The sequence below is a fragment of the Brevundimonas sp. UBA5936 genome, assembly GCA_002430835.1.
Lineage (GTDB): Bacteria > Pseudomonadota > Alphaproteobacteria > Caulobacterales > Caulobacteraceae > Brevundimonas.
Genome location: DJDA01000065.1, coordinates 1 through 6,093, shown reverse-complemented (window position 1 = coordinate 6,093; position 6,093 = coordinate 1). Strand labels below are relative to the sequence as shown.

Sequence of the window (6,093 nt, the reverse complement as noted above, 5' to 3'; positions counted from 1 at the left end):
CGCCCAGCGCAGGTCGGCCAGCACCGGCGTGGCGATCTCGGCCGCGCCGGTCGGGGTCGGCGCGCGGCGGTCCGACACGAAGTCGATCAGGGTGGTGTCGGTCTCGTGCCCCACGGCCGAGATGATGGGGATGCGGGCGGCTGCGACCGTGCGGGCCAGGGCCTCGTCGTTGAAGCACCACAGATCCTCGACCGAGCCGCCGCCGCGCGCGACGATCAGCAGGTCGGGACGGGGGATCGGGCCGTCGGGCGTCATCTGGTCGAAGCCGCGGATGGCGTTGGCGACCTGACCGCTGGCGGCGTCGCCCTGGACCACCACCGGCCAGACGATGACGCGGCTGGGCCAGCGCTCTGCGATGCGGTGCAGGATGTCGCGGATGACGGCGCCGGTCGGGCTGGTGATGACGCCGATGGTCGCGGGGAAGGTCGGCAGGGCCTTCTTCTTCGCCGGGTCGAACAGGCCTTCGTCCCGCAGTTTGACCTTCAGCCGCTCCAGCTGGGCCAGCAGGGCGCCCGCGCCCCCCGCCTCCATGCTCTCGATCACGATCTGATAGGAGGACCGCGCCGGATAGGAGGTGATCTTGCCGGTGACGATGACCTCCAGACCCGTCTCGGGCTGGACGCCCAGACCGCGCACCACGCCCTTCCAGATCACGCCGTCGATGGCCGATTTGTCGTCTTTCAGCGTCAGATAGACGTGGCCCGAGGCGTGGCGGTTCACCTTGGAGATCTCGCCGCGCAGCCGCACATGGCCGAAGCGTTCCTCCAGGGTGCGCTTCAGGGCGAAGCTCAGCTCCGAGATCGACAGCGGCGGATTGTTGTCGCGGGCGGGCTGCGGTGCCGCGCCCTCGAAGGCGTAGTCGTCGTCGGAGGTCATGGCGCACACCCTAGCCGTCGCCGCCGCGCCCGCAAAGACATGGTCGGCAAGCGTGGCGGAACGGGCGCGTCCCCGCGCGCGTTCGCCGATCATGGTGCAGTCTCCAGACCCGTTTTCGGAAGAGCCGACGGCCGACGACCTGCCGCCCGATCAGGCGCGCGAGCGCGAACTGGCGCGTCGCAGCAACAATCCGACGCTCAGCCCGTGGCTGGTTCTGGGGCTGATTCTTCTGGCCGGCGCCGGCGTCTATGTGGTCTCGGCCCTGATCTAAAGACAGGAGGGTTCGATGATGAAGACCTTGTTCGCGGCCGCCTCGGCTGCGGCCCTGCTGGCGGCCTGTTCGCAGCCGCCGGCCAAGCCCGATAAGACGCCCGAGGCCTCGCCCGACGCCGCCTCGGCGCCGACCATGGCTGGCGCGCCCGCCGCTGCGGCCGGGGTCATGGCGCTGGGCCTGACCGTGGCTCAGTTGGAGGACGCCGACATCATCACGCCGGCGGGCGTCGATCTGGGCGATGTCCAGCGGGTCGATGTGGACGCCTCGGGCGCCGTCACCGGCCTGATCATCGAGCCGGCAGGCGAGGGGGGGCCGCGCTGGGTGCGCATTCCGCTGGATGGTCTGACCACCCGCAAGGAAGGCGACGCCTACGACCTGGTGTCGACCATGACGCTGGCGCAGTTGAAGGCCTTGCCCGCCTGGGTTCCCTGATTTGCGTGACCCAAGGGGCCGCTAACCCTTTCCGGCGCTTGACCGGGACGGCGCGTGCGGCCATTCCGCCCCCATGAACATTCTGCTCGTCGGATCGGGGGGGCGCGAACACGCCCTGGCCTGGAAGATCGCCCAGTCGCCGCTGGTGACGCGGCTCGTCGTCGCGCCCGGTAATCCGGGCATGGCCAAGCTGGGCGAGATGCGCCCGGACCTGAAGGCGACTGACGCCGAAGGCCTGGCGGCCCTGGCGCGCGAGATAAAGGCGGACCTGGTCGTGGTCGGCCCGGAATCGGCCCTGGCCGAGGGGCTGGCCGACCGGCTGAACGCGGCGGGCATTCCCTGCTTCGGCCCGACGCAGGCGGCGGCGCAGCTGGAGACGTCGAAGGCCTTCTCCAAGGCCTTCCTGCAACGTCACGGCATCCCGACGGCGGGCTATGGCGTCTATGAGGACGTCGCCTCGGCCAAGGCGGCGCTGGACCAGTATTCGGCTCCCTACGTCATCAAGGCCGACGGCCTGGCGGCGGGCAAGGGCGTGGCCATCAGCCCCGATCGCGCCGACGCCGAGGCCGAGATCGAGCGGATGCTGGGCGGCCGGTTCGGCTCGGCCGGGTCGCGCGTGGTGATCGAGGAATTCATGGACGGGGAGGAGGGCTCCCTCTTCGCCCTGTCGGACGGAACGCGGGCCGTGCTGTTCGGCGGCGCCCAGGATCACAAGCGCGCCTTCGACGGCGATCTGGGCCCTAACACCGGCGGCATGGGCGCCTATTCACCCGCGCCCGTCTTCACGGCGGCTTTCACCCAGGCGGCGAACGACCGCGTGGTCGTTCCGACCATTCAGAAGATGGCCCAGGAAGGCGCCCCCTATCGCGGCGTCCTCTATGTCGGGCTTATGGCGACGGCCGAAGGCCCCAAGGTGGTCGAGTTCAACGCCCGTTTCGGCGACCCGGAATGCCAGGTGCTGATGATGCGGTTCGACGGCGATGTCGTGCCGCTGCTGCTGGCCTGCGCGCGCGGCGACCTGACCCAGGCGCCGGCCCCGGCGTTCAAGCCGGGCGTGGTGATCTGCGTGGTGCTGGCGGCCAAGGGCTATCCCGACAGCCCGCTGGAAGGCTCGGTCATCCGGGGCGCGGATCAGGACTTCGGCCCGCACGTCCAGGTCTTCCACGCGGGGACCAAGCTGCGCGACGACGGCGCCCTGGCGGCGGCGGGCGGCCGTGTGCTGAACGTCTGCGCCTATGGCGACGACGTGGCCCAGGCGCGCGAGCGCGCCTATGAGGCCATCGCCAAGATCGACTGGCCGGGCGGTTTCCACCGCACCGACATCGGCTGGCGGGCGCTGGAGCCACGCTAAAATTACGTCACCCTCGGGCTTGTCCCGAGGGCCCATGGCGGCCGTTAGGCGCGGCGGTTGGTTCTTATGACGCGCTCTTAAGCCCGATGCGGCGCCTGTAGAACGATAGGCCCTCGGAACAAGTCCGAGGGTGACGATCGTTATGTCAGGTCATGGCGAACAGCAGCCGACCTTCGCCCATGCGTTCGCGCAGGGGGATCAGGTCGGCGTGGGACACGGAGAAGCAGCCGTAGGACCGGCCCAGCTTGCCCTGGCGCGCCAGGAAGGCGGGGTCGGCGTAGTCGGCGCCGTGGATGATGATGGCCCGTTCGCGCGCCAGGTTGTTGGAATACTCCAGCCCGTCCAGCAGGACGTTCGGTCCCTGCTGGCTGCCCCAGCTGGCGCCCGCCGTGGCGTAGGCGCCGATGGACGACATATGGCTGTCCGGACGGTTCGAGAACTGCTGCGCATAGCCTGAATGCGCCGGGTCCGAGCCGCGCCCGTGGCTGGTGCGATAGGCCGTGACCCAGCCGCCTTCCAGATCAACCTCGTAGAAGCGGTCCTCGCCCGAGAACTTCTGGAAATCGACCAGATACATGCGGTCGCGACGGCTGATCTTGTGGCCGTGCACGTCCATGGCGGCGCGGGCGCGTTCGAGCAGATCCTTGCGGACGACGCCGTGGGGATCGATCGTCGTTCCAGCCTCTGCGACCTGAACATGAGCCGCCGCCGCCCGCTCAGGCAGGGTCGGAAGCGTAGGCGCGACGGCTCCGGCGAGCTGAAGGCTGGTGGTGGAGGCGGCGGAGGAACACCCCGCCAACAGGGCCGAACCGCCCAGGATCAAGCCACGTCTGGAAAGCCGCATGCGACGCCCCTCGCACGTTAAACAACTGTATCGGCTTGTTTCATGAACCGTCCGTGCAAGGCAACCTTGGCCTTGGCGCAAAGATTGGAACGGTTATGTTGCGCGCCTCAGTAACGGGAGGGATGAATGAAAAAGCTTGCCCTGATTGTGACCGCGGCCGTTCTGGCCGCGACCGGCGCCGAAGCGCGCCAAACCCCGGCGCCTGCGTCGGTTTCTGCTGAACAGCCGACGAAGTTCGTTCAAGTGGGGCGGCTTTTGGCCGATCCGGCCAGCGGCCGGGTGCTGCGCGATAAAACTCTCGTGATCCAAGGGAACCAGATCGTCGAGATCCGCGACGGCTTCGTCGGCGAGGGCGACGTCGTCGACCTGCGCTCGGCCTTCGTCCTGCCGGGACTGATCGACAGCCACGTCCACCTGACTTTCGAATCGAACCCGAATTCGCGCCTCGACGGACTGACGCAGTCCAACGCGGCCCAGGCGATGGTCGGCGCGCGGTATGCGCGGCGCACGCTCAATGCGGGCTTCACCACGGTGGCCGACCTGGGGGCGACGAACGAATCCATCTTCGCCCTGCGCGACGCCATTCGCACGGGCGACGTGCCCGGACCGCGCATCATCGCCGCCGGTTCGGCCGTCTCGGTCCACGGGGGCCACGGCGACGTCAACGGCTATCGCGACGACATCCTGCACCTGATGTCGCCCGAGAGCATCTGCTCGGGTCCGGAAGACTGCCGCCGCGCTGTCCGCATGCAGGTACGCGCGGGCGCTGACATCATCAAGATCACGGCTACCGGCGGCGTCCTGTCCAATACGGCGGCAGGTCTGGCGCAACAGTTCACCGAAGACGAGCTGGCTTCGATCGTCGAGGTCGCCCATCGCATGGGCCGCCAGGTCACCGCCCACGCCCACGGCGGCGACGGCGTCAACGCCTTCCTGAAGGCGGGCGGCGACTCGATTGAGCACGGCACCTATCTGGATGACGACTCCATCCGGATGTTCAAGGCGAACAACGCCTGGCTGGTGCCGACGCTGATGGCGGGCGATTTCGTGGCCCGCGTCGCCTCCAGCCCGGACAACTTCTTCACCCCGGCCCAGACGGCCAAGGCGCTGGAAGCCGGACCCAAGATGCTGGACATGGCCGCGCGCGCCCATCGCGGCGGGGTCAAGATCGCCTTCGGCACCGACTCGGGCGTCTCGGCGCACGGCGACAACGCTCGGGAGTTCGCCTTGCTGGTCCGCGCGGGTCTGACGCCGCTTGAGGCGATCCAGGCGGCCACCACCGGCGCCGCCGAGCACCTGCGCATCCAGAACGAAGCCGGTCGTCTGGCGCCGGGCATGCCCGCCGACCTGGTTGCGGTCAGCGGCGATCCGCTGACGGACGTCACGGAACTGGAGCGCGTGCGTTTCGTGATGAAGGGCGGCCAGGTCTTCCGGGCCGACTGATCCGACTGCCTAGAAAGAGGCCGCCGCTCAGTCCTTGTCGCGGGCGGCGGCCTTGGCGGCGCGCTCAGCCTGACCGCGCCAGCCGTAGCCTTCGCCGTGCTTGCCGACGCTGACGAAGGTGGCTTCCTCGGCCTTGTGGAAATACTGTTCGGCCACCATCCAGCCCTTGAAGGGCCGCAGCACCCACAGGCACATGGCCGCCAGGATCGGGAAGGTCACGACGAAGTGGACCCAGATCGGCGGGTGCACGGTGAACTCGAAGATCATGAAGGCGATCATGCCGACGATGCCGACCGCGCACATGACGAAGAAGGCCGGGCCGTCCGCCGGATCGGCGAAGCTGTAATCCAGGCCGCACTCCGGGCAGGATTCGCGCAGGCTGAGATAACCCTTGAACACCGGGCCCTCGCCGCAGCGGGGGCAGCGGGCGCGCAGGCCGGTCTTGAGCGGGCTCAACGGGGGATAGACAGGGTCGGACACGAGGCTGTTCCTGAAAAGAACGATGGCTGATGGTTTCGGCCTTCGGGCGCCCGGACGCAAGCGGGTGTTTTGTCCTATCCACGTGGGAAGGTTGGCGGGCAGGGCTTTGTTTTCTGCGATTTAAGCCCCGTTAACCGCGATTAAAGCCCTTCGCGCGAGCATGCGCGCGATATGTCCGGGGCCACCGCCAAGAAGCGCGTTCTGCAGACGACCGTGGCGGCCGCCGCGGCGGGCGTCGTCGTCTTCGCGCCCCTGGCCCCGGCGCCCTCGCTGGCCCAGGCCGGCGCGCCGGTCGAGATCCGTATCGGCGCCAACGCCGGCTTCACCAAGATCGAGTTCGCCGGGGTCGTGGGATCGCGCGCGCGGGTGCGCCAGGACGGCCGCACCGTCGTC

General features: G+C 68.8%; 8 protein-coding genes. 5 read left to right on the top strand and 3 right to left on the bottom strand.

Going from position 1 to position 6,093, the window contains the following annotated elements; all coding sequences use genetic code 11:
- The coding region (gene xseA, locus B2Y21_RS06525) for an exodeoxyribonuclease VII large subunit (RefSeq protein ID WP_292058117.1) at positions 1 to 876 on the bottom strand (876 nt) is incomplete at its 3' end.
- Here xseA and B2Y21_RS06520 point away from each other — a divergent pair.
- The 3 genes from B2Y21_RS06520 to purD all read left to right on the top strand — a co-directional run bounded on the left by B2Y21_RS06520 (position 875) and on the right by purD (position 2,933).
- Entirely contained in the window at positions 875 to 1,147 is a 273-nt protein-coding gene (locus B2Y21_RS06520) for a hypothetical protein (RefSeq protein ID WP_292058115.1), read from the top strand. The two genes, xseA and B2Y21_RS06520, sit on opposite strands and share 2 nt — an antisense overlap.
- Positions 1,148 to 1,162: 15 nt before the next feature.
- On the top strand, positions 1,163 to 1,582 hold the full coding sequence (locus B2Y21_RS06515) for a PRC-barrel domain-containing protein (RefSeq protein WP_292058113.1): 420 nt from the start codon (positions 1,163 to 1,165) through the stop codon (positions 1,580 to 1,582).
- A gap of 73 nt (positions 1,583 to 1,655) precedes the next feature.
- On the top strand, positions 1,656 to 2,933 hold the full coding sequence (gene purD, locus B2Y21_RS06510; protein WP_292058112.1) for a phosphoribosylamine--glycine ligase: 1,278 nt from the start codon (positions 1,656 to 1,658) through the stop codon (positions 2,931 to 2,933).
- Positions 2,934 to 3,078: 145 nt separating this feature from the next.
- Here purD and B2Y21_RS06505 read toward each other — a convergent pair whose 3' ends face one another.
- Positions 3,079 to 3,777 (bottom strand): murein L,D-transpeptidase catalytic domain-containing protein, encoded by a 699-nt coding sequence (locus tag B2Y21_RS06505; protein ID WP_125899986.1) that lies wholly within the window; start codon positions 3,775 to 3,777, stop codon positions 3,079 to 3,081.
- A 126-nt stretch (positions 3,778 to 3,903) separates the two neighbouring features.
- Between B2Y21_RS06505 and B2Y21_RS06500 the strand changes: the two genes are divergently transcribed.
- The gene (locus tag B2Y21_RS06500; RefSeq protein ID WP_292058108.1) at positions 3,904 to 5,220 is read left to right on the top strand and encodes a metal-dependent hydrolase family protein; all 1,317 of its coding nucleotides are present in this window, start codon (positions 3,904 to 3,906) and stop codon (positions 5,218 to 5,220) included.
- A 27-nt stretch (positions 5,221 to 5,247) separates the two neighbouring features.
- Here the strand turns inward: B2Y21_RS06500 and B2Y21_RS06495 are convergent, their stop codons facing one another.
- Positions 5,248 to 5,619: a DUF983 domain-containing protein gene (locus B2Y21_RS06495; protein WP_292058119.1), complete on the bottom strand. Its 372-nt coding sequence runs from the start codon at positions 5,617 to 5,619 to the stop codon at positions 5,248 to 5,250.
- 252 nt (positions 5,620 to 5,871) lie between these two features.
- On the opposite strand from B2Y21_RS06495, the gene B2Y21_RS06490 reads away from it, so the two are divergent.
- Positions 5,872 to 6,093, top strand: a 222-nt coding sequence (locus B2Y21_RS06490; RefSeq protein WP_292058106.1) for a hypothetical protein, incomplete at its 3' end; no start/stop codon positions are given.